The 22725-nt window shown below is 56.9% G+C and carries 25 protein-coding genes and 1 tRNA gene; 9 read left to right on the top strand and 17 right to left on the bottom strand.

What is annotated here, in order from left to right:
* Window positions 1-5: 5 nt before the first annotated feature.
* Together tusD and ACTRWH_RS03450 are read right to left on the bottom strand one after the other, a co-directional pair.
* Window positions 6-422, bottom strand: coding sequence for a sulfurtransferase complex subunit TusD (tusD, locus tag ACTRWH_RS03445; RefSeq protein WP_075195783.1), 417 nt, complete (start codon window positions 420-422; stop codon window positions 6-8).
* Window positions 423-537: 115 nt separating this feature from the next.
* Window positions 538-1233 (bottom strand): Bax inhibitor-1/YccA family protein, encoded by a 696-nt coding sequence (locus ACTRWH_RS03450; protein ID WP_007152095.1) that lies wholly within the window; start codon window positions 1231-1233, stop codon window positions 538-540.
* A 219-nt stretch (window positions 1234-1452) separates the two neighbouring features.
* Here ACTRWH_RS03450 and ACTRWH_RS03455 point away from each other — a divergent pair.
* Window positions 1453-1543 (top strand) — tRNA-Ser (locus tag ACTRWH_RS03455).
* 57 nt (window positions 1544-1600) lie between these two features.
* On the opposite strand, the gene ACTRWH_RS03460 is transcribed toward ACTRWH_RS03455, so the two are convergent.
* Genes ACTRWH_RS03460 through ACTRWH_RS03470 form a run of 3 tightly spaced genes read right to left on the bottom strand, consistent with a single transcriptional unit; the run spans window position 1601 to window position 3923 of the window.
* Window positions 1601-2335 (bottom strand): 5-oxoprolinase subunit PxpA, encoded by a 735-nt coding sequence (locus ACTRWH_RS03460; protein WP_036207449.1) that lies wholly within the window; start codon window positions 2333-2335, stop codon window positions 1601-1603.
* 1 nt (window position 2336) lies between these two features.
* Complete coding sequence (hemH, locus tag ACTRWH_RS03465; protein ID WP_462825892.1) at window positions 2337-3446, bottom strand: ferrochelatase; 1110 nt, start codon at window positions 3444-3446, stop codon at window positions 2337-2339.
* 45 nt (window positions 3447-3491) lie between these two features.
* On the bottom strand, window positions 3492-3923 hold the full coding sequence (locus tag ACTRWH_RS03470; protein WP_151982267.1) for a protein tyrosine phosphatase family protein: 432 nt from the start codon (window positions 3921-3923) through the stop codon (window positions 3492-3494).
* A 417-nt stretch (window positions 3924-4340) separates the two neighbouring features.
* Between ACTRWH_RS03470 and ACTRWH_RS03475 the strand changes: the two genes are divergently transcribed.
* A complete protein-coding gene (locus tag ACTRWH_RS03475; RefSeq protein WP_036207441.1) occupies window positions 4341-4760 on the top strand; it encodes a phasin family protein in 420 nt (139 codons plus the stop codon).
* A 22-nt stretch (window positions 4761-4782) separates the two neighbouring features.
* Here the strand turns inward: ACTRWH_RS03475 and ACTRWH_RS03480 are convergent, their stop codons facing one another.
* The 10 genes from ACTRWH_RS03480 to ACTRWH_RS03525 form a co-directional block, all read right to left on the bottom strand.
* Window positions 4783-5412 (bottom strand): TetR/AcrR family transcriptional regulator, encoded by a 630-nt coding sequence (locus ACTRWH_RS03480; RefSeq protein ID WP_036207437.1) that lies wholly within the window; start codon window positions 5410-5412, stop codon window positions 4783-4785.
* A gap of 22 nt (window positions 5413-5434) precedes the next feature.
* Window positions 5435-6247, bottom strand: coding sequence for an exodeoxyribonuclease III (gene xthA, locus ACTRWH_RS03485; RefSeq protein WP_126812573.1), 813 nt, complete (start codon window positions 6245-6247; stop codon window positions 5435-5437).
* A gap of 107 nt (window positions 6248-6354) precedes the next feature.
* On the bottom strand, window positions 6355-7086 hold the full coding sequence (locus ACTRWH_RS03490) for a hypothetical protein (protein ID WP_036207432.1): 732 nt from the start codon (window positions 7084-7086) through the stop codon (window positions 6355-6357).
* The gene (locus tag ACTRWH_RS03495) at window positions 7083-7604 is read right to left on the bottom strand and encodes a DUF2878 domain-containing protein (RefSeq protein ID WP_151982263.1); all 522 of its coding nucleotides are present in this window, start codon (window positions 7602-7604) and stop codon (window positions 7083-7085) included. The genes ACTRWH_RS03490 and ACTRWH_RS03495 overlap by 4 nt, the downstream gene beginning before the upstream one ends.
* Window positions 7601-8869, bottom strand: coding sequence for a class I SAM-dependent methyltransferase (locus ACTRWH_RS03500; RefSeq protein ID WP_462825893.1), 1269 nt, complete (start codon window positions 8867-8869; stop codon window positions 7601-7603). Before ACTRWH_RS03500 ends, ACTRWH_RS03495 begins: the two co-directional genes overlap by 4 nt.
* On the bottom strand, window positions 8857-9780 hold the full coding sequence (locus tag ACTRWH_RS03505; RefSeq protein WP_185906440.1) for a DUF1365 domain-containing protein: 924 nt from the start codon (window positions 9778-9780) through the stop codon (window positions 8857-8859). Before ACTRWH_RS03505 ends, ACTRWH_RS03500 begins: the two co-directional genes overlap by 13 nt.
* A gap of 2 nt (window positions 9781-9782) precedes the next feature.
* Entirely contained in the window at window positions 9783-11048 is a 1266-nt protein-coding gene (locus tag ACTRWH_RS03510) for an NAD(P)/FAD-dependent oxidoreductase (protein WP_127401352.1), read from the bottom strand.
* Complete coding sequence (locus ACTRWH_RS03515) at window positions 11045-11845, bottom strand: SDR family NAD(P)-dependent oxidoreductase (RefSeq protein WP_462825894.1); 801 nt, start codon at window positions 11843-11845, stop codon at window positions 11045-11047. The genes ACTRWH_RS03510 and ACTRWH_RS03515 overlap by 4 nt, the downstream gene beginning before the upstream one ends.
* Window positions 11842-12309: a nuclear transport factor 2 family protein gene (locus ACTRWH_RS03520; RefSeq protein ID WP_127401348.1), complete on the bottom strand. Its 468-nt coding sequence runs from the start codon at window positions 12307-12309 to the stop codon at window positions 11842-11844. The genes ACTRWH_RS03515 and ACTRWH_RS03520 overlap by 4 nt, the downstream gene beginning before the upstream one ends.
* Window positions 12306-13262 carry an acyl-CoA desaturase gene (locus ACTRWH_RS03525; protein ID WP_075195778.1) on the bottom strand — a complete coding sequence of 319 codons (957 nt, stop codon included), beginning with the start codon at window positions 13260-13262 and terminating at the stop codon, window positions 12306-12308. Before ACTRWH_RS03525 ends, ACTRWH_RS03520 begins: the two co-directional genes overlap by 4 nt.
* A gap of 117 nt (window positions 13263-13379) precedes the next feature.
* On the opposite strand from ACTRWH_RS03525, the gene ACTRWH_RS03530 reads away from it, so the two are divergent.
* On the top strand, window positions 13380-14393 hold the full coding sequence (locus tag ACTRWH_RS03530; RefSeq protein WP_126812585.1) for an NAD(P)/FAD-dependent oxidoreductase: 1014 nt from the start codon (window positions 13380-13382) through the stop codon (window positions 14391-14393).
* A 7-nt stretch (window positions 14394-14400) separates the two neighbouring features.
* On the opposite strand, the gene ACTRWH_RS03535 is transcribed toward ACTRWH_RS03530, so the two are convergent.
* Window positions 14401-15867, bottom strand: coding sequence for an HD domain-containing protein (locus ACTRWH_RS03535; protein WP_462825896.1), 1467 nt, complete (start codon window positions 15865-15867; stop codon window positions 14401-14403).
* Between the two features lie 114 nt (window positions 15868-15981).
* Between ACTRWH_RS03535 and ACTRWH_RS03540 the strand changes: the two genes are divergently transcribed.
* The 6 genes from ACTRWH_RS03540 (at window position 15982) to ACTRWH_RS03565 (ending at window position 20626) form a co-directional block, all read left to right on the top strand.
* Entirely contained in the window at window positions 15982-17190 is a 1209-nt protein-coding gene (locus tag ACTRWH_RS03540) for a PP2C family protein-serine/threonine phosphatase (protein ID WP_085680588.1), read from the top strand.
* Window positions 17191-17204: 14 nt separating this feature from the next.
* Window positions 17205-17696, top strand: coding sequence for an STAS domain-containing protein (locus ACTRWH_RS03545; RefSeq protein ID WP_036207409.1), 492 nt, complete (start codon window positions 17205-17207; stop codon window positions 17694-17696).
* 76 nt (window positions 17697-17772) lie between these two features.
* Entirely contained in the window at window positions 17773-18840 is a 1068-nt protein-coding gene (locus ACTRWH_RS03550) for an NAD(P)H-dependent glycerol-3-phosphate dehydrogenase (protein ID WP_286810015.1), read from the top strand.
* Between the two features lie 27 nt (window positions 18841-18867).
* The gene (locus ACTRWH_RS03555; RefSeq protein ID WP_036207403.1) at window positions 18868-19317 is read left to right on the top strand and encodes a SixA phosphatase family protein; all 450 of its coding nucleotides are present in this window, start codon (window positions 18868-18870) and stop codon (window positions 19315-19317) included.
* 74 nt (window positions 19318-19391) lie between these two features.
* Window positions 19392-19961, top strand: a complete 570-nt coding sequence (locus tag ACTRWH_RS03560; RefSeq protein WP_462825897.1) for a DUF1285 domain-containing protein — start codon at window positions 19392-19394, stop codon at window positions 19959-19961.
* A gap of 203 nt (window positions 19962-20164) precedes the next feature.
* On the top strand, window positions 20165-20626 hold the full coding sequence (locus ACTRWH_RS03565; RefSeq protein WP_007152117.1) for an FKBP-type peptidyl-prolyl cis-trans isomerase: 462 nt from the start codon (window positions 20165-20167) through the stop codon (window positions 20624-20626).
* A gap of 67 nt (window positions 20627-20693) precedes the next feature.
* On the opposite strand, the gene ACTRWH_RS03570 is transcribed toward ACTRWH_RS03565, so the two are convergent.
* A complete protein-coding gene (locus ACTRWH_RS03570; protein ID WP_462825898.1) occupies window positions 20694-22346 on the bottom strand; it encodes a 4Fe-4S dicluster domain-containing protein in 1653 nt (550 codons plus the stop codon).
* Window positions 22347-22725: the final 379 nt, after the last annotated feature.

Genomic DNA, 22725 nt, shown 5'->3' on the forward strand with positions numbered 1-22725 from the left:
CTGGCTCAACCCCCACTGTGAAAATAGATAACGCGATCAGAATGCGCCACGCTGTCAACCCACTCGCCCAAACCGGCAATGGTGAATGGTGCGGCAAGATTGCTGGCGGGCAGTTCGTAGCGCTGCTGTTCGCTCTGGTCCACAATGCCCCGCCGAAGCGCCGACGCAATACAGGCAAAGCCGGCTATGTTGTGGCTTTCCAGGAAATCATGCCACGCCCGCGACCAGTGCACCTCGTCCGAGGGTGGGCTGGTCAGTGCCGACGCCAGATGAACGCCATCACCGTAGAGGAATACCCGGTCAATTCGATGGCCGCTTGCCAGTACTGCCCTGGCGAAGGCGAGCGCTGTTTGTGGCGCCTGGGAGGAGTAGGGCGCTCCGGTAATGACCAGGGTAAAGGAGCAGGGTGTGTGCGGACTCATATGTGCCTGTTTGCCTGTTGGAGTTCAGAGTACAGTTTACCTCATGAATGAAAAAACCCCGACCGAGGTCGGGGTTCTCTGGCAGTTGCCTGTCATCTGGATGATGCCAAGGCGATCAGTCGTCGCCGCTGAACGCCATCATCAGGTGAAGCAGGCTGACGAACAGGTTGTAGATGGCCACATACAGGCCAACAGTAGCGATGATGTAGTTGCGCTCTCCGCCGTTGATGATCCGGCTGGTTTCAAACAGGATCATGATGGAAGCGAAGATGGTGAAACCAGCAGACACCGCCAGGTGCAGGATGGAGCTCTGCATGAAGAACGCCAGCAGCATCGCGCCGATCAGCACGAAGGCGCCCGCTGTCAGGAAGCTGGACAGGAAGCTGAAGTCCTTCTTGGTGATAATGGCCGTTGCCGACAGACCCACAAACGCGGTCGCTGTCAGAGCCAGGGCATTCGCGACGATCTGGGAAGCGCCCGCTGCCACCATCTGGCCGATGATCGGGCCGAGGGTGAAGCCCATGAAGCCGGTAAGGGCGAACGTGGTTACGATACCCCAGGGGCTGTTCTTCAGCTTGTAGGTCGCGAACAGAAGGCCGATGTAGCCTACGATCGTGATCAGGAAGCCGGGATGCGTGCCGTTCATGTTCAGGAACGCAGTCAGTGCGGAGAATGCCAGAGTCATTCCCAGCAGCATGTAGGTATTGCGCAGCACGTTCATGGCATCTGCGCTGATACCCGTCGCCCGACCTTTTTCTGTGGTCGAATAGGCTCCCTGGTTTTGCTGGACGCCAAATCGTCTGTCTTCCATTGTCTTCTCCGTCTGTGTGTCACAACCGTTTGAATCTAACACTCATCATAATGCCAGATACACAACTTTCAATCATTTACGACAGAAAACGGCCTCGCGGATTCCATTAAATAGAGTTAATGTTGAATCGAAAGGAAGACGATGTGGCCAGGGCGTTGACAGGAAACGGAATTCCGGTATCATGCTCCCCGCTGTCGCAATGACGGCTGTGGAGAAAACGGTGGGCTGGCAGAGCGGCTGAATGCAGCGGTCTTGAAAACCGCCGAAGGTTAGTAGCCTTCCCGGGGTTCGAATCCCTGGCCCACCGCCACTTTCTCTTCCTTCCCTGATATTTCCCGTATCCTTTCAAACTGTTTCGTTAGTGCTTCTAATTCGTGGCCAATGCTTTGCGAATCGCCCGAATGCCACTCAGCGCTGCCTCATTGTCACCGTGTACGCACAGGCTGTCGGCCGGCAGTGTCAGCCAGTTACCGGATGAACTGTAGACTCCACCGTTTTTAGCGAACGATACCGCCTGATTGACAATCTTGTCTGCAGACTGATGTACCGCCCCTGGAAGGCGACGGGATACCAACTGGCCCTCATCGTCGTAGGCGCGGTCGGCAAAGGCTTCCAGCAGGATGGGGAGACCAACATAGTCCGCCAGTTTGCGGTGTTGTTCGTGTTTGACCGTCACCGGGAGCATCAGCGGCAGATCCTGCTGATAGCTTCTAACCGCGGTCATAACGGCTTCCAGGGTGCTCATGTCCCGCATCATGTCGTTGTTCAGGGCACCGTGGGGTTTTACGTAAGACAGTGTCAGGCCCTCGGCCCGACATAGTCCCTGTAGCGCGCCAAGCTGGTAGAGGATCAGAGCGTGAATTTCCTCGGGGCTGTGGCTGATGGAGCGGCGGCCAAAACCGGCGAGGTCGTGATAGGAGGGATGGGCACCGATCTCTACTCCGTGCTTCGCTGCCAGAGCCACGGTTTTCTGCATGACCGAAGGGTCCCCGGCGTGAAAGCCGCAGGCAACGTTGGCCATATCGATAAGGGGCATCACCTGATCGTCCTGGCCCATACGCCAGGCACCGTAGCTTTCCCCCAAATCACAATTCAGTTTCATCTCACAGCTCCCGGCCCGGGTACTGGGCCTGTCTCTGTTCCTCCGCGAGCCTGACCCTCTCTGCCAGTTCTTCGGGTTCATTGCGCGGCACCTGCCAGCCCTGCAGGTTCTCCTCAATCAGCTGCGTCAGGGCGTCGATATGTCCCGGTGTGGCATTGAGGGCGGAAATATAGCTGAAACCCTCGCCGCCGGCTTCCATGAAGTATTCACGGTTTTCCTCGTCAATCTCTTCGATGGTTTCGAGGCAATCCGCCGAAAAGCCGGGGCAGAACACATCTATAGATGTTACGCCTTTTTGGGGCAGTGCTTTAAGGGTTTCGTCAGTATAGGGCTGCAACCACTCTTCCCGGCCAAAACGTGACTGGAAGGTGGTCAGGTATTCATCCTTTCCAAGGCCAAGCCGTTCTGCCAGCAGGCGGGAAGTCTTGTGGCACTCACAGTGGTACGGGTCCCCGCGCTCAAGGTACTTCAGGGGAACTCCGTGATAGGAGAGGATCAGTTTCTGGTTGCGCCCATGCTTGTCCCAGTGCGCCTGGATATGGCTGGCCATAGCCTCAATGTAAGGTGTGTAGTCCGGGTAGTGGGACACAAACCTCAGATCGGGCAGCCAGCGCCGACGGGTAAAATTATGGGCAATGGCATCGAATGTCGAGGCCGAGGTCGAGGCGGAATACTGCGGGTACAGGGGCAGTACCAGCAACCGGCGAACCCCCTGCGCCTGCATTTCATCAAGCACCTTCGGGATTCCCGGGTTGCCATATCGCATGGCAAATCCCACCAGGAGGTTATTGCCGTGTTTCGCCTGCAGTTGTTTGCGAATCGCTTCGGCTTGCCTGGCGGTGTGAATCAACAACGGCGATCCTTCCGGTTGCCACACGCCAGCATAGGCTTTGGCTGACCGGCTGGGACGCAGTCGCAGGATAATGCCATGGAGTATCAGCCACCAGATCGGGCGCGGCACTTCAACCACCCTGGGATCCCAGAGGAATTCCCCCAGATAACGGCGCAGGGCAGAGGTGGTTGGGGCATCCGGTGTTCCCAGATTGGTGATCAGTACTCCGGTTTTTTCGGGATGGTCATGGCGAAAATCGGCGGTACCCTTGTACGGCATGGTTCTGGATCCTGGAGAATGATGGGTGTCCGTTCAGAAAGTGGCTCAGGAGCGTTTCCCTGCCTGCTGGGCCATCCGCGGCGCCAGCCCGCCAACATCGTAACCAGCTTTACGGGCCTTGTTGACAATGTCGTGGGCCGGCTCGGTGCGTGCCGAACTCAGTGCCCAGAGCACGGTGCAGCGGGTTCCGGAGCGGCAGAAAGCAAGTACGGGCTTGTCTGCCTGACGGATCATTGCATCAAAGCGGTCAACGTCGTTGTCAAAGATATTCCCGGACTCGACCGGCAGATACACCCACTCCATCCCGTTTGCGCGAGCTGCGGCCTCTATGTCGGCCATGTCCGGCTGGCCGGGCTCTTCGGCATCGGGGCGATTGGCAACGAGTGTTTTGAAGCCGAGTTTTGCAGCTTCGCTAACGTCCCCCACAGTGAGCTGGGGCGAGACTGAAATCGTGTCGTCGATACGTCTGATGTCCATAAGCGATCCTTTTGCCGGTCACATAAATGCCTCAGCATAATGCCACAGGACATAGCCGCTGTCAGAGCCCGGGCCATGGGAAGTTTTAATCCAGGAGATAAAAAAAGCCCGGCACTGGTGGCCGGGCAGAGGCGTGCGAGTAGTATCCATGAAAGACTTCCAGACAAACCGGCATCAGCAGGGACACCGGTACAGTGAAGTATTGACCATATTTTGAACACTTCAAGCCAGTGAGCGATTCGTTTGATCACATTTTTTCATATTGAAAGTGTGCTTATACTAAAGCCGCTCGCTGTGGGCCTTTCAGGCGATTTGGTTTCAGCCCTGACGCAGAGATATTGGCCTGTTGACTGAAATTCAGTGCCCGCTGTAATACAATAATGAGCCATTGAGAGTCCAACGCCTCCGAGGTTTTGCATGTCTGACGAAAACGAAAACACGCCGGAAAACGACGAGCAGCTGGCGGGTAAAATAAAAGGGTCTGCGCGGCAGATCTGGCTGGCCGGGCTCGGTGCCTACACCAAGGCCGAGGAGGACGCTGGTCGCTTCTTTGAGCGTCTGGTTCAGGAAGGCGAGCAGTTGGAGAGTAAGACCCGCGGCGTGGTTGAAAAGCACGTACGCACAGTGGAAGACCGTGTGGACGATGTGCGGGAAAAGGCCACTGGCACCTGGGACCGCCTCGAGAACATGTTTGATGAGCGCGTGTCCGGCGCGTTGCGTCGATTGGGTATTCACCGTAGGGACGAAATCGAAGCCATGGAACGCCGGATTCAGGCCCTGGAAGCGGAACTCCAACGCCTCAGGGAGCAGACCGAGGACCGCTCCGAAGAGGAATGATGCTCGCTTCCGGCCGTTGATGTCAGAGGTAATCCCGGCTCATCAGGTAAATCTGTTCTTTTTCATCCGGGCCCAGGTAGGGCAATAGCAAGTGCATCATCTGGTAAACACCGCGGCCCGGGTCCATGGAGTCGCGGTCATCCAGATGCGACAGGCTGTCGAAGCTGCTCCAATAGCAGGCGGTGAGCGTCAACTGGTCGCAGAGTGCATCCAGCTCCCCATCGGTAATCTCCATGACGCCCTGGCGGCGAAAGCTCTCGCAGATGACCCTGAAACCATGGGTTTTCTTTTTCAGAATGCGCCGGAAGCGGGTTTGAAGCTGCTCGTATCGGGACAGGACGTTCACCAGGTCCTGATACAGGAATCGGTAGCGGGCGACGGTTTCGAACAACAGATGCAGGAAAAAACTCTGCTGGTCCAGGCTGATGGTCGCGTCTTCCGGAACCGCCAGCAGGTCGTGCATTTCGTGTTCATAGCTGGCAAACAGTTCCCCGACAATATCGCCCTTGCTCTTGAAGTGGTAATAGAGGTTGCCGGGGCTGATCTCCAGTTCGTCGGAAATCAACAGGGTGGTTACGTTGGGCTCGCCGATGCTGTTGAACAGCATCAGGCTGGCCTCAAGTATACGGTCGCGGGTTTTCATTTTTTTCATGTCGCGGCCCGGTGAGGTGGGTTCAAAGCGAGAAACGAGCCCACACCGGACAATGGTCCGAAGGCCGCTCCATGGCGCGAATATCGTAGCTGACGCCTGCTTCTTCCGCCTTGGGTAGAAGCGGGTCACTGGCCATGATCAGGTCGATCCTCAGGCCGCGGCGTGGGTCCCTGTCAAAGCCCTTGCTGCGGTAATCAAACCAGCTGAAGGTGTCAGATTCCTCGGGGTGCAGGTGTCGAAACACGTCCGTGAAACCACGACTTTCGACCTGTCCCAGCCATTCACGCTCTTCCGGAAGAAAGCTGCATTTGCCGGTTCTCAGCCAGCGCTTGGCGTTGTCGGCACCGATGCCGATGTCCTGGTCAGTAGGCGAGATATTCATATCGCCCATTACCACAATCTCACCGTTGGCGGCTTTCAGGTCGTCCAGGTAGCGCATCAGGTCCGCGTAGAATTTTTCCTTGGCGGGAAACTTTATCGGGTGGTCTCGGCTCTCGCCCTGGGGAAAATAACCGTTGATCACCGTAAGTTTGCGGCCATTGACCGTGAAGTGGCCGGTAATCAGCCTGCGTTGGGAGTCCTCTCCGTCCCACGGGTAGCCTTTCTGGACGCTGTCCGGCGCCTGGCGGGAAAGAAGAGCAACGCCGTAATGAGTCTTCTGGCCATGGAAGTGAACGTGGTAGCCGAGTTCGCGAATGGCGTCCTCCGGGAACTCCTCGTCGGTTACCTTGGTTTCCTGCAGGCCGATAAAATCCGGGTTCAGGCTATCAATCACGGCCTCAAGCTGGTGCAGCCGCGTGCGGATACTGTTGACGTTGAATGAGACAAACATCATCGGCGGAAACCTTCTGTTTTGCAGTTTTGGCGATTGTCAGGGTGTGTCAGGAAACCGCAAGTCTACCACAACAGGTCGGTGTGTCCGCCTTGGCTGCAAGGACGGATTCAGCGGGTCAGTTCACAATCCGGAGCGGTGTCCACGGCATAGCGGATATGGGCGGTGTAGTTTGAGTCCTTATCCTTGCGGATATTGGTCAACCCAAGGTAGTCCGTCAGCGCGCCGTTGTCGTTATAGCCCAAGAGGATCGGGTCAACCAGAAAGCTCAGGATTGTGCTCGAGGGCTCTATCAGCACCGTATGTGTGGCGTTGATGCGGTCGTCCTTCGCAGGCTCCAGTACAAAGCCATAGGCTTTGCCCCGTGTGGGCGCCAGAAAGTTGAATTCGATGCGGTCACCGGAAGTGACCTCGGGCCAGTGGTTGCGGACCAGATTGTCGAAGCCCGCATCTGCCACCAGTTTCCGGGTGACCTCCACCGTCGAGTTTTCCGTGTCGCCTTCCGGAGTCTGCCACTCGATTTCCAGCGTCGCGTCATCCCGGTTGCGGATCTCCATGACTTCATTGAAACCCGGCTGTCGGAAGGTCATCGCTGGACGCAACGTCGATTGTTCGTAAGACAGCGTCTTTTCAGCAAATGGCTCACCGTTACTGCGAAGGTAAGTCACGTTGTGGGAGGCGGGTCGGAAAAGGCCATCGGTGCACTTGCCTGTGACCACGTGCTGCTCTTCATAGAGCAGGTTGTCGCCGTTCAACGGCATCGCCTGGCCGGTAAAGCGCATCTCGGCGGCCGCGGCCGACAGGGGCAGGGCGCATGCGAGCAAAAGGGCGCTGGACCTCATCGTATCAGCTCCGGATAGAGGGCCTTGCGGAGATAGAGAAGGCTCGGGAATACAACCAGCCAGCCCAATGCCAGCGCAGCCAGGGAAAGTGTGAGGTTCGGAAGTTGCACGGCGCCCAGCGCGCTGGCGGACCAGTAGGCAAAAGGCCCGGCGATGGGGGCACACACAAAGGGCAGCCAGGGTTTGCTGCCAATCCATGACAGGGAATGGCTCAGGGTGGTCATGAATATGGCCCAGATGCCGACCAGCCAGACCGGTGTGATCTGTACGCTGCCAGTGCCATCATCAAGGATGCCGGTCTGGAACCAGATGCCGTCCAGTACACCGCCCAGAACCGTGCCGGCGCCGATAAACTGCAGTTCGGTGGAGCGGTGCTGGCTGACAAACAGCATGTGGAAAACCAATAGCAGGACCACGAATCCGGCAGCCATCAGGCCCGGATAGAGCACGCATACGAACCAGCCAGCCTGGAACAGGGCGAAGTTCACGACATTGCGCAGGGTATCATTGTGGATCATACGCTCAGGATGTTCTCACGCTTGTTACCTGGCTTGGCGAACAGGATCTGGGAAACTCCAATGGCTCGTTCACTGAAGCCGGCCTCGCAATAGGCGAAGTAGAAATGCCACAGGCGGCGGAAGGCCTTGTCGTAGCCAAGGCTGTCGAGCGTATCCCGGTTCGCCATGAAGCGATCGCACCAGTCCCGCAGCGTGCGGGCGTAATGGAAGCCGATATCTTCAGCGTGGGTCATTACCAGGTCCGAACCGGTGCGGACGGAGTCCAGCATCGCGCCAAAAGAGGGAATGAAACTGCCCGGAAAAATAAATCGTTGAATGAAATCGACGTTCTTCAGGGCGCGCTTGTAGCGCTGCTCGGGCATATTGATGGCCTGCACCAGGGCCAGGCCGTCCGGTTTCAGCAAGCGGCTGATTTGAGAAAAGTAGCTGTCCAGGAATTGCGGGCCCACCGCCTCGATCATTTCGATGGACACCAGCTTGTCGAACTGGCCTTCCAGGTCGCGGTAGTCGTCAAACAGCAGGGTGATCTGCGCTTCCAGGCCCTCGTCGCTGACCTTTTTTCTCGCCAGTTCCAGCTGCTCGGCGGAAATCGTCGTGGTCGTCACATGACAGCCATAATGTTTGGCCGCATGCACGGCGAATCCACCCCAGCCGGTGCCGATTTCGATCACCCGGTCGCCCGGTTGCAGGTCCAGTTTTCGGCAGATGGTATCCAGTTTGTGAACCGCCGCTTGCTCCAGCGTCGCCTCTGGGCCTGGGTAGATGGCGGAGGAATACATCATCGTGGGGTCAAGGAAGGTCTCGAACAGGTCGTTACCCAGGTCGTAGTGGGCGCTGATGTTCTTGCGGGAACCTTCCTTCGTATTGCGATTCAGCCAGTGCAGGCCCTTCAAGGCCGGTTTGGTGACCCAACTGAATCGGTCCTCGAAGGCGTTCATTCGATCAACGTTTCGGGTAAAGAACCGCAACAGGGCCACCAGGTCCGGCGTTGACCAGTCACCTGCGACATAGGCTTCAGCGGCACCCACGCTGCCGCCCGTTAGCAGATCCTTCCAGGTGCTGTGGTCGTGGATGACCAGCTCCGCCGGCGCGAATCGGCTGTCATTGTCTCCAAAGGTCAGGGTTTCCATCCCGGCTTCACGAATCGTCAGTGTTCCCGCTTCAAGAAGCGAAAGCTGTTGGCACACAAGCGCTTTCGCCCACCGGCTGGTGAGCGGCGCCTGGCCAGTGCCAGTGGATTCAAGCGAGGTGTTCAGGTTCTCCATGAGCTTACCTTTCCGGTTGTCTTGTTCTGGGCTGTGGGTTCGGTGACATCCTGGCCTGAGTCTTCTGCGCCGCGCCGGTGCGCCGGGTCGTTTTCAGGCAGCTTGTTTGGATGGGTAAAGAACGGCACCCCTTTGAGCTTGAGCTTCAGGGCGTGCCAGTAAATACCGCCCACCACCTTCAGCGCTTCCAGTGGAAACTGCCTAAGGCTCCTGTGTAGTTCTTTACGATCCAGGGGGGTGCGTCGGACCACCAATGTGGCATCAAAATGCTTGCGTTCGTCCTGTTTCACACCCATGTGGATCCGAAGTTCAGGGCCGCGGAAACTGAACGTCCACTGGTAATGCTGATCCATGGGATTGAAGGGCGATACGTGAAAGCGTTTGCTGAAATCGAAGCGCTCAGTGCGCCAGCCGGCACTGGTTGGTTCCGCGCCTGTGGTTTCGAGGCAGTACACATGGCGATCTTTCCAGGGTGTATTGGTGATCTGAGCCATGATGACCCGGGGCACGGCTCCATGATCCGGGCGGTCGCCGGCGTGGTAGCAGAAGTAGAAACTGACCGGATTGAACACATACCCGAAATAACGGGGATGAGTAATGAGTTGCACCGCGCCGTCCGGGCGCCATCCCGTCGCCTGTTGTACCTGATCGCTCACGGCCTGCAGGAGGTTGTCGGTCTCGGGCCGGAAATAGTCACGGCGGTACAGGGACAACCAGTTGAAGCGTTCCAGGGAAAACAGGCGGCTGATATGGGTTATGGATGGCCACTCGCGCAGGTCCAGGGCCAGCATGCCGGTGCTGTAGCTGAATTCGTGGCGGACCGGTGCCTTGCGACGATGCCGAATCGTGCCCTCCAGCCATTGGCTGTGAAGCTGATTGGCGACCATGTTTTGCGGTAGGGCAGCGTTCATGGCTACAGCTCCACTCCCAAAGCCTGAGTAACGCGGAGCGCACTGCTCACACCGTCCTCATGAAAGCCATTGAACCAGTAGGCGCCACAGAAGTGGCTGCGGTTGTGGCCGCCGATTTCGTCATAGCGTTTTTGGGCCGCCACGGCCTCCAGGGTGAACACGGGGTGTGCGTAGTCGAAGCGTTTTATGATGCGCTCCGGATCAATGTCCTGGCTGCGGTTGAGGGTGACACAGAAGGTTTCCGGTGCCTCATCGAAATTCTGCAGTACGTTCATGTTATAGGTCACAGACACAGGCTCGGTGCTGTGTTGCGGTATGAAATAGTTCCACGCCGCCCACGCCCTGCGATTTGATGGCAGTACCGAACTGTCGGTGTGCAACACCACATCATTGCGTTGATAGGTAATGGCACCAAGAATATCCAGTTCTTCGGCGGAAGGATCGGCAATCATGCCGAGGGCCTGGTCGCTGTGGCAGGCAAACACCACCTGGTCAAAGTGGTGGTGCTCGTTATTGACGGTGACCACCACATGGTCCGGCTCACGGACGACGGAACTGACCGGGCTGTTCAAATGTATGCGTTCGCCCAGGCGTTCCATCATCGCATCGACATAGCGCGCGGAGCCGCCGGAAATGACCCGCCAGGTCGGACGATCGTCTACCGACAACATGCCGTGATTATTGAAAAACTGGAGAAAGAATCGGATCGGGAACTGCTCCAGGACAATCTCCGGCGCCGACCAGATCGCAGCCCCCATGGGGACGATGTAGTATTGGCGGAAGTAGCGCGAGTAGCCGTTGCGGTTCAGGTATTCGCCCAGGGTTTCGGTGTCTGCGATGTTGCCAGCGGCCAGGTCTGCCCGGGATTCGTTATTGAAGCGCAGGATCTCCTGGATCATACGAAGGAATGGTAGATTCAGCAGGTTTCTGCGTTGGGCGAACAGGGTGTTCAGGCTGGTGCCGTTGTACTGTAGCCCGGAGGAATGACAGTCAACACTGAAACTCATGTCGCTGACCTCCGACGCAACGCCCAAGCGGTCCATCAGCTTCATGAAATTGGGGTACGTCCAGTCATTGAAGACGATAAAACCGGTGTTGACCGGCCACTCCCGACCACCGGCGGTGACCATCTCTGTGTTGGTGTGACCTCCGGCATAGTCGCCGGCTTCAAACAGCTCCACATCGTACTTTTCGGATAAGAGCCAGGCTGTGGTAAGGCCGGAGACCCCAGCGCCAATGACTGCAATACGTTGACGTTCGTTACTCATCCACTGGTTTCCTGTTCATTCCTGCTTTTGCGGCTCATGCTGGCGGCCATGCGATCAATCAACCCCTGGGGCAGGGCGCCCAGGGCCTTCAGTGTCCAGGTGAATCGCTTCGGAAAAGCGATTTCGTTCCGGCCTTGACGCAGTCCTTTGACGATACGCCCTGCAGCGTCTTCCGCTGAGACCAGGAACGGCATCGGAAAATCGTTTCTGTCGGTCAGCGGCGTTTTCACAAACCCCGGCGAAACCACCACCACGTCGATGCCTTCGGGCGCCAGATCCGCTCGTAGCGCGTGGGCAAAGTAGGTGAGCGCGGCCTTGGAGGACCCGTACCCCTCGGCACGGCCGAAGGGAAACCACCACGCCGATGAGCTGACAATCACCAGCGTCGCCGGATGGCCCTTCGCGACAGTGCGCCGCAGAGCCGGCAAGGCAATATCCAGACAGCGTGCGGTGCCCACCACGTTGGTGTTGATGTTGTTTTCAATCACAGCGCTGTCGTAGTCGGCGATTTCCAGGTATTCACAGGTGCCGGCGTTGAGGATGGCCATGTTGAGGTCGCCGTGGGTTTCCAGGGTGGAGGAAATACCCTGTAGGTCGTCCCGGCTCGTGGTGTCCGCCCGCGCTGCTACAACTCGCTCTGGCGCCAATGCGCTCAAGCCGTCCAATGCCTCCTGCCGTCGGCCGGTGATCACCAAACGGTGCCCCTGGTCTACCAGCGCGTGGGTAACGGCTTCGCCGATCCCTGAACTGGCCCCGGTAATCCAGATGTTGGATGCTGTTCCAAGCCGTTCACTCATCCCGCCTGATTCCTTATCCAACGGATCACGCCACCCAGTAACGGAAGGTTTTCGTAGAGTAACTGGCCGATGTCGAAATAATCCCGATGGGAGAGAACGCGCCCCTCACGAATAACCAACTGACTAATGCCTTCCACCGCAACCGGGTTGCCCTTCCGAATACGCTTGTGTCGGAGGTGCATCACCCAGGGAATGCACACATCCTCGCCGTTGACCACGGGCTCGCCGAAGTCGAAACCGCAGGAAATCACGTTGGCGTAGGCCCCGGAAAAGTATTCTGTCAGTTCACCAATTCCCCGCACGCTCGTGAACGGATCGGTAAATGTCACGTTTTCGCTGTACACGCTGGACAGCTCCGCCATGTTGCCGGCGCAGAGGTTGTTGAAGAGTTGCGTGAAGCGCCCAAGAGTTTCCTGGACGGATGAATTCTGGTTGCCCATTTCGATGACAGAGGCGGTACTCATGAGTGTTTCCTCCTCATGGAATCCAGTTGGCGGGTTTCTTCCTGAATGTGTTCTGGAATAGGGTTCATGTCCCATATGATGCCAAGACGCGCGAGTAGCCACAGTCCGTACCAGGTCATATCCACCTCGTACCACCGGAATCCCTGGCGCACGGATTGCGGCCAGCGATGGTGGTTGTTGTGCCAGCCTTCGCCCATGGTGATGAGCGCGAGCCAGACGTTATTCCTGCTGTCGTCGGAAGTCTCGAAACGGCGTTTTCCCCAGACGTGAGACAGGGAATTGATGGACACCGTGGCATGGAACAGCAACACCGTTGATATGAAGAAGCCCCAGGTCAGCAGCTGCAAACCATTGGTGCCCAGGCCGGGCGCCCACGCCGCCAGAGCTTCACCCAAGGCATAAATACCGACCGCGGCTGCCGCCGGTACCAATGAGTCAAAGCGGTTGAGAAAGCGGAGTTCGGGAAATTTCATCCAGTCCTTCACCCGGCGCTCATCCATGGCAAAGCCCGCGTCACAGGTAAACCAGCCAACGTGGGACCACCAGAACCCGCCTTGGTGTGGTGAGTGCAAGTCCTTCTCGTCGTCCGAGTGTTGATGGTGGTGCCGATGATGGGCGGCCCACCACAGCGGCCCACGTTGGGCTGCGCTGGCGCCCAGGACGCCGAAGAAAAACTGTGCAACACGGCTGGTCTTGAAGGTTTTGTGGGCAAAGTAGCGATGGTAGAAGCCGGTGATGGCAAACATGCGCACGGCGAAAAAGCCAATTGCAAAGATGACCGCAAAGGTACTGGTGCCCGTGACGATGACCAGCAGACAGGCCAGATGAAGTGCTATAAAGGGAACCACCCTGAGAAAATTGAAAGCCCGCGAGCTTGTGTCGAGGTGATCCGAACCCGCAGCGGAGTCGAACCATCTCAGAATGTTTGTCAGCCAGTGTTGCACTCGGGTCATACCCTGATTGCCCTTTCGTTCGTGGTTTAACCTGTAAAGCCTGGGCGTTGAAGAATCTCAACCAGACGCTTGACGGGTTCTACGTTCCAACAACCGAATTTGGATGCACGTTATACGATGTTTAACCAAACCGATCAGATGCCTGTTATACGCCGGATTGCCATTGTTGGTTCAGGCATGGCCGGCCTGAGTGCAGCACTTCTGCTTCAGGAGCAGAACCATGAAGTGACGATCTTCGAGAAAAGCCGCGGCCCGGGCGGTCGCATGGCCGCAAAGCGTGTTGCGGGTGGCTCCGTAGACATCGGGGCGCAATACTTTACGATCAGGAATCCTGCGTTCTCCGCCTTCCTGAACCGTTATGCCGAAGGCAGTTTCAGGCCGTGGCCCGGGCGGTTTGGTTACCAGACCACCTCCGGGCAATGGGAGCCGTTCCCGCAAGAGACCCGCTACGTCGGCGCTCCCCGGATGACCGCCATCACCCGCGGGCTTTCCACCGCTGCAGACGTCCAGGCGCAAACGCGCATTGATAGCCTGGTTCGCCAGGGTCAACAGTGGTTACTGAACGATACAGACGGCGAGTCTTATGGGCCCTTTGACGCGGTTATCGTCACGGCACCTCCGGCTCAGACCCGGGATCTGTTCAGCAACAGTAGGCTCACAGCGCTCTCGGACCAGATGCAGGACCACGTTAGCCATATCCAGCCGTGCTGGGCAATCGCTGTCTATTTTCGGCAGGCGCTGGAACAGCCCTATGACGGGATGCGGTGCCAGAACCCGATACTCGACTGGATTGCGAATAACTCGAGCAAACCGGGCAGGGACGATTCCGGCCAGTGGTGGGTTCTCCATGCAACGCCTCAATGGTCTCGGGAGCACGAAAATACCTCGGCGGACAAGGTGTCGGCTGCCATGATTGAGGCGTTTAAGAAGGTAACCGGTGTTACTGTCTGCCCTGACGACTGGATTTCGCACCGGTGGCTTTATGCGAAATCCTCGCCCACGGAGCAACCCGGTTTTCGCTGGTATGGCGACCAGCGCATCGGGCTGGCCGGGGACTGGCTGAGCGGCGGCCGCGTGGAGGGCGCGTTCAACAGTGCCAGTGGCCTGGTCGCGCATATGCTGGCGGACTAAACCCAACTTACTTGCCGGTCAGTACGGTTGGCCGAACGTAGAAGTGGGTGATGGTGCCGTCGCTGAACTTGCTGAAGAAGGCGCTGATATCGGTAATCTTGCGCAGGAAACGGGCACGATTGATCGGATCACGCACCAGTACCTTGATGCCGTTGAAATTGTCCTGGATGTTCGAGAACCGTGCCCGCATGGAGCAGGTCACAACCTCGCCCGGGTCCAGGTCCAGCTCCCGGGCCAGCCAACGGCTGTGATCCTCGATGCCGGCGACAGTGAGATCTTCACGGGTGTCCAGGTGGTTCAGTTTGGCCCGGTCCACAATGCTGCGTGAATAACTGCCAGACTTTTTCCGCGCCACTTTGCGAAAAGCCTCCCAGAAGAAGCTGTCTGTCAGTTCTGCGAAGTAACGCATGTCGCTCAGGCAGGTATCCACCCAATCAAATATTTCCGGGTCTTCAAGCACTTCGTTGATCGCTTCCCGCAACAGCCAGTCGAAACCCAGGGCCGTCTTGTGGGCGTAGACCTTGCGGTACATCTGGTGGCGGCTGTAGACGAAGTCCTCCAAGGCGCCAAGACCCTTCTGGGTAATGGCCAGGCCGAGCCAGGGCTCGCGCACGTCCCAGCCGAAGCGCAGGTTGCTCAGCAGGTGGTCAAGGTTGAAACCACCGATGGTGACTGAGGAGTGAAAGCCGTCCCGAAGCATGTAGTCGGCCCGGTCGGCGTCGATTTCACCGGAGACAATGGACGACATCAGGTCCATCACCAGCCGGGGGGTGTCGGCTTCACTCAGAATACCGGAGTCCGCGTCGTTACCGGCGATGAAATTCCAGAAGGTGCGTGCGTGGCGGCAGAACGCATCGCTGGGCCGCACATCCGTGGTCTCCATGATGCCGATCACGTCTCTTGGATCGAGGCCGGCGGTCTCAAGGTCAATGGACGACAGCACTTCGTGGGCAACCCTCACGGAATAGTGCTCGTGCTCCAGTTCTTCCGGGCGTTCACTGTGATACACGGAATAGTCGACACCGCTCCAAAGGTCATCAAACCGGTCGGGCCGCGACATAAGGTCGTGGATGCGCCGCGCCTGGGTGAACTGGTGGGAGAAGCTGGAATGTCCGCTGTCGTGCAGCAGGCAGCCCAGGCGGATGGTCTTGGCCAGGTAGTCAATGGCATCAAGCTGGCTGAGGCTAAGGTCTGTCTGGTCGCTGAGTTGACGTTCCCGCAGGTAGGCGTCGATCATCGAGCGGAACATCCGCGTGCCCACGTGCATCACGCCAATACTGTGAAGGAAGCGTGAGTGGGTCGCCCCCGGGAAAACCAGGCTGAGGATGTCGTTCTGGCAAATGTTGCGCAGGCGCTGGAACAGGGGATGGTCGATAACCTTGATTTCATGCCGGTAAAGCGGAATTCCGCCATGGACCGGGTCCATGATCAGCTTGTCATAAGCCCCGAGCAGGTCATTGACGGCACTTCTCATAGATTACAACCTCCCAAAAACATCAAACATGTCTTGTTATATCACAGGGGCGTGCCAGAATAGGTATCAGAAACCCAATTTCCTGTTTACCGATGGTAGTTTAGGGCAATCGCCATGACATCGCGCACCGAGCGCATTCTTATTATCGATTCGGATGAACGTGCCCGCTCGGAACTGGGTCGATACCTTGAGGCCAGGGGATTCTACGTTACCGGTTATTCGGACCTGGCTTCCGCCCGTTCCCTGTTCGACGATAATATTCCGGACATCATTTTTGCCGACCTGTCGCCGGACGCCATTGGTGAGCTTGCCGGTCGACTGGAAGACGCGGAAACCTTCACCCCCATCGTTGCCTGCTATTCCACCGCAGATGCCTCCGAAATCGTCAATGCGCTGAGAGCGGGCGCGGCCGATATCGTGCTTAAACCCTGTTCCGATGATCGTGGCGCCCTCGATGACGTTATTGGCAAGCTGTTTGATCGGGTACGTGTGAACCGGCTCAACCAGCTTTACCGCCAGGAACTGGAAGAAGCGAACCGGGACTTGCGGGATGGCATTGCGGAATTACGCGCCGACCAGCGCGCCGGCCGTAAGGTCCAGCTCAGAATGTTGCCAGACCGGGAACAGGTGCTTTCCGGCTTTTCCGTCAATCACCTCATCAAGCCCTCGCTGTTTCTCAGCGGGGATTTCCTGGACTATTTCCGAATAACCGAAGACAAGGTGCTGGTGTATATCGCCGACGTGTCTGGCCACGGTGCCAGCTCGGCGTTCGTAACGGTGTTGCTGAAAAACCTGACCAACCGCCTCCAGCGCAATCTCAGGCGTGGCTCCAGTGATGACATCCTGTTTCCCGATCGTTTCCTTGAGCGGATTAATTCCGAACTGCTCGATACCGGGTTGGGCAAGCATGTAACGGTGTTCGTAGGCATCATATCAACGTCTGACAGGAGCCTTCGCTATTCGGTGGGCGCCCATTTCCCGATGCCGATCCTTTCCCTGGAGGGCGGCAGGACAGAGTTCCTCGAAGGCAGTGGCTTGCCGGTAGGGCTGTTCGAGACGCCGGAATGGGAGGTTTACGAAGTTCCACTGGACAAGCCGTTCCACCTGATTCTTTTCTCAGACGGTATACTGGAGGTCATCAAGGCCAAAAGCCTGGATGAAAAGGAAAAGACACTACTTGAACTCGTCTCGGGAGGTAGTCACACTATTGCTTCCCTGGGCGACGCTCTGAATCTCGACGAGATCACAGAGTTACCTGACGATATTGCTATCGTATCAGTAACGGATACCGATCCTGATACCAATGGCCCGACGTCGACATAGTGGCAGTGGATTCAATGGCTGGTTACAAGATCCTGCAAGCTGAAAAACAGGGCATCTATGTCCTTAAGTTTATTGGAGAAATCCGGCTGAACCTGTGTTCGACGCTGGACAATCTGGTTGAGTCCATTACCCAGGATCCTGACTTCAAGACGGTGGTTATTGATCTTACCGAAACCGAGATCATCGACAGCACCACCCTTGGGCTGCTGGCCAAGATTGCCATGGCTGCCCAGAAACGCAGTAATTTCCTGCCCACGATGATATCCACCAACCCTGATATAACCCGAATCATCACCTCCATGGGTTTCGACAAGATTTTCATCATTGTTCGCGAGCCTGCGTCCCGCATCGAAGAACTGGAAGAAATCCCCGTATTGCGCGCGAGCGAGCAGCAGGTCAGGGATAAGGTGTTGGAAGCCCACCGTGTGCTGATGGGCCTGAACAGCCGTAACCGGGAAGAATTCAAGAACCTGGTGCGTGCCCTGGAATGCGAAGAGTCCGGCTGAGCCCGGGGTCATCACTGCGTTCTCCATTCCTGCCGGCCGTTTACCGGGCTGAACCATAAAACATAACGGAACGACTATGCCTGAGAAAAATAACCGTGGGCCCACCGACGTTTCCCAGACCGGCCATGATGTAGCGGTTCTCGGCGGTGGCAGTTTCGGTTCTGCCATGGCCAAAGTGCTGGGGGAGAATGGCCATACCGTCCATTTCTGGATGAGGGACGAAGCCCAGGCGGATGAAATCCGCAACACCGGTATCAACAGCCGCTATATGCCGGATGTCACCCTAACTGGTGATATTCAACCGACTACCAGCCTGCCGGAAGCGGTCGGTAAGGCTGAAATTGTCTTTGTGGCCATTCCCAGCAAAGCCTTCCGCTCCGTCATTCGTGAAAACAGCTCTGAGTTCCGGGAAGGGCAGATCGTTGTCAGCCTGACCAAGGGCATCGAAGAGCATGGCTTCAAGCTGATGAGCGAAATCCTTCAGGAAGAAATTCCGCGTTCCCGCATTGGTGTGCTCAGCGGTCCCAATCTGGCTGGTGAAATCGTCAGTCAGGACCTCACGGCAACCGTTATCGCAGCCAAGGACCCTGACGTGCGCCGCACGGTTCAGGAACTGCTTGGCTGCGAATATCTGCGGGTCTACGCCAATGTGGATGTGTATGGCGTCGAGCTGGCCGGTGCACTGAAGAATATCTACGCCATCGTTGCCGGGCTGGCGTCAGCGCGGAATCTGGGAGAAAACGCCAAAGCGATGCTGATTACCCGCGGGCTGGCGGAAATGAGCCGGTTTGCGGTCAGCCTGGGGGCCAACCCCATGACGTTTATGGGCCTTGCGGGGGTAGGGGATCTTATCGTGACCTGTACGTCTCCGAAAAGCAGGAACTACCGTGTTGGTTACGCCGTAGGTAACGGCCAGGCGCTGGATGAGGCGGTCTCGGAGTTGGGCCAGGTGGCCGAGGGCATCTATACCCTGAAACTGGTCAAGGAGAAATCCGAGGCGATTGGTATCTACATGCCTTTGGTTCGAGGGCTCTATGAGATTCTTTACGATGGCGCCTCGATCAGTGCAGTGATCAACAGTCTGATGATGTCGGTCCAGAATTCAGATGTGGAATTCATTCTTCCACGAACCATCAGTCAGTAAGGTTCGGGTTAGCCGGAGGGAAAGCCAGTGCACTTGATCGTCATGCGCCATGGTGAGGCCGGTTGGCACACTCTCGACAGGGAGCGTGAGCTGACGGAGTTTGGTCGCCACGGGGTGGCGGACGTAGCCGCTCAGATTGCGGAGTCGCCCTGGCGCCCTGAATTTATTTGGTGCAGCCCATTGGTCAGGGCCCGGCAAACCGCAGCGATTGCGTCTGAGATTCTGAATTGCCCGGTCACGGAAAAGGATTATATTACGCCGGATGATGATCCCGGCCGTTGTCTGGATGAGTTGATCGAATCCGCTCCCTCTCCGTTATTGCTGATTTCTCATATGCCCTTTGTTGGCAGCCTTTCGACACTCCTGGTGGATGGTCATCGTAAGGGCATCCCCTTTATGACCGCTCAGGCAGTGGTTCTCGAAATGCCCGTAGCGGGTCCGGGCTGCGCCGACTTGCGGGCACAATTCCTACCCTGAAATCTCTCATAAGACCTTTAAAATCGGTGCCCCAGCGCCCATAGTTTCTGTGAAACCACACAGGAATAACCTTTATGAGCCAGAAGCCCGAGACAATTGCGCAACAAGTGGAAAGTGCACAGGCTCCCGGAAAAGGCCTGCCACCGCTCGAAACATGGAACCCGGAGCTGTCCGGAGACATTGATATCGTGATTGCCCGTGACGGGCAGTGGCTGTATCAGGGCAAGCCCATCGGCCGGGACGCCATTGTTAAGCTGTTCTCGACGATTCTGCGGCAGGAAAGTGACGGGCACCATTATCTGGTGACGCCGGTTGAGAAGTGGCGGATCACTGTCGAAGATACGGCCATTCTTGCTCATTCTCTTGAAGTCTCTGGCAGTGGAAAGGATCAGGTTCTGTCAGTAACTACCAACACAGGAGAGACACTGTTAGTTGGGGACGAGCACCCTCTGCACATTGGGGTTTATGAAGGAACCAGCGAACCACGCCCGGTCATCGGTTTACGCCACGGTGTGGAGGCAAGGCTGGTAACGGTCGCTTATTACGATCTGGCCGACCGGGTGACTGAAGAAAGTTCCGGAGAAGATACCGTTATAGGTGTCTGGAGTAGCGGAAATTTCTATAAAATTGCCGATAACGGTTGAATTACCAGCCGCCGTCCCAACTAACTCACGGTAGAAAACGCAGTCTGACACTTGTTAAACTGTATTTTCGAACTTGTTACCGAGCCTGGCTCTCTAACGAGGCCCGGTGGTCGTAAGTCCCTCTGTGCAGTCTGGCTGTTCAAGATCACTTTCGATTGCCCAAATTTACATCAAACAGTCATTGCGACACGCAAGGAGATCACATGGCCCAACCTCGTGTTGTCACCATCCACTACACGCTCACCAACGACCAGGGAGAAGAGCTGGACTCCTCCCGTGTAGAAGGTCGCGAGCCTCTGTCCTATCTGGAAGGTGCTCAGAACATTATCGGCGGACTGGAAAATGCGCTGAACGAAAAGAACGCTGGCGATCAGGTTAAAGTATCTGTTGAGCCGGGTGAAGGTTACGGCGAAGTCAACGAAGAACTGGTCCAGCCGGTCCCACGTTCTGCGTTTGAAGGTGTCGACACCATCGAGCCGGGCATGCAGTTCCAGGCACAGACTCCGGGTGGCCCCCAGGTCGTTCGTGTCGTGGAAGTAGGCGACGAAACCGTCACCATCGATGCCAACCACCCGCTGGCAGGCCAGACCCTGCACTTCGACGTGGAAGTGGTTGAAGCGCGCGAAGCAACTGACGAAGAGCAAGAGCACGGTCACGCTCACTGATCTCGTCATAGTTGTTCATAAAAAAACGGCCCCTGTTGGGGCCGTTTTTTTTGCTATCCAGAACTATTTACATGTTCGGATAGTTCGGACCACCGCCACCTTCCGGCGTCACCCAGGTGATGTTCTGGGCCGGGTCCTTGATGTCGCAGGTTTTGCAGTGAACGCAGTTCTGCGCGTTGATCTGGAACTTCTTGCCACTGCCGTCATCCGCTTCAACCACTTCGTACACGCCGGCCGGGCAGTAGCGCTGCGCAGGCTCGTTGTACTTCGGCAGGTTATCCTTAATTGGAATGTCCGGGTTGGACAGCTTCAGGTGAACCGGCTGATCTTCCTCATGGTTGGTGTTGGAGATAAACACCGAGGACAGCTTGTCGAAGGTCAGTTTGTTATCCGGCTTCGGATAATCGATCTTCTTGGCCTGGTCCGCAGGCTTTAGCGTGGCATAGTCGGGAGTCGTGTCGTGGAACGTAAACGGCAGACTGCTCCGAAGAATGTTCTGCTCGAAGTAGGCAATCGCGCCGCCCACGAAGTTACCGAACTTGTGCATGCCCGGGCTGAAGTTGCGCTCGGCATACAGCTCTTTATAGAGCCAGCTATCCTTGAAGCGCTCTTCGAAACTGGTGATTTCCTCACCGCTCTTGCCGTCCTTCAACGCTTCAAACACTGCCTCTGCGCCCAGCAGGCCGGATTTCATGGCGGTGTGGGAGCCCTTGATCTTGGAGCTGTTCAGGGTGCCGGCGTCACAGCCCAGCAGCAGGCCGCCCGGGAAGCTCATCTTCGGCAGGGAGTTGAAGCCACCTTTGGTGATGGCGCGGGCGCCATAGGCCACTCGCTTGCCGCCTTCCAGGTGTTTCTTGATCTCCGGATGCAGCTTCAGGCGCTGGAACTCGTCGAACGGGCTCATGTGCGGGTTGCTGTAGGACAGATCGCTGATCAGGCCAACGTATACCTGGCCGTTTTCCAGATGGTAAAGGAAGGAGCCACCGGTAGAGCCGGATTCGTTCAACGGCCAGCCAGTTGTGTGGATAACCAGGCCTGGCTCATGCTTGGCCGGATCGATGTCCCACAATTCCTTGATACCAATACCGTAGTGCTGAGGGTCTTTGCCTTCGTCAAGCTTGAAATCGTTGATCAGGCGCTTGCCCAGGTGACCACGGCAGCCTTCGGTAAACAGGGTGTACTTGGCACGTAGTTCCATGCCCGGCATGAAGCCGTCTTTTTCGGAGCCGTCACGGGCCACACCCATATCGCCGGTGATAATGCCCTTGACCTGGCCATCTTCTACGATGGTTTCGGAAGCGGCAAAACCGGGATACACCTCAACGCCCAGGCCTTCGGCTTGCTCGGCCAGCCAGCGGCACAGGTTGCCCAGGCTGATGATGTAGTTGCCGTGGTTGTGCATGTTCTTGGGCACAAAGGCGTTTGGAATCTTGATGGCGCCTTCCTGGTTCTTTAGCAGGAAAATGTCATCACGGGTGACCGGCGTGTTCAGCGGTGCGCCTTTCTCTTTCCAGTCCGGGAACAGCTCGTTGAGGGCCGTGGGCTCAAACACTGTGCCAGCCATGATGTGGGCGCCGATCTCGGACCCCTTCTCAACGACGCAGACGGTCAGTTCCTGCTCGGCTTCCTGGGCCATCTGCATGACACGACAGGCTGCCGAGAGGCCAGCCGGCCCACCGCCGACGATCAGAACATCAAATTCCATCGATTCGCGTTCCACGTTGGTCTCCTCATCTGTTTTATAGTGATGCCAACAGGCAAATTCTTAGGGGCGTCATCATACCGGTAAAAGCTCGTATAGACGACTCCCTCAAAGCGAAAGCACCTGCCTTAATAGAGTAAAAGGATACCGCAATTGAATAATCAAACAAACGTTTGTTTGAAATTTGGGTCTACCTTTGGCATTGTTTGGTGGCACTGGGCCAAAACGTGTTTTTTGAATCGTTTTTTAGTATCGTCTCACGCTCAGGTGGAGTCAACAGGTGTTCATTGGCCATTGACGCGGCGGTGCAGCGTCTATAGGGACTATTGACCCCGGTAGCCTTTGCCTGCAGTATTATGACGCCCTGACAGACAGCAGATCCTGCAAGTATGTGCTG

It is taken from the genome of Marinobacter sp. G5_S1_61_S3, from assembly GCF_054968585.1.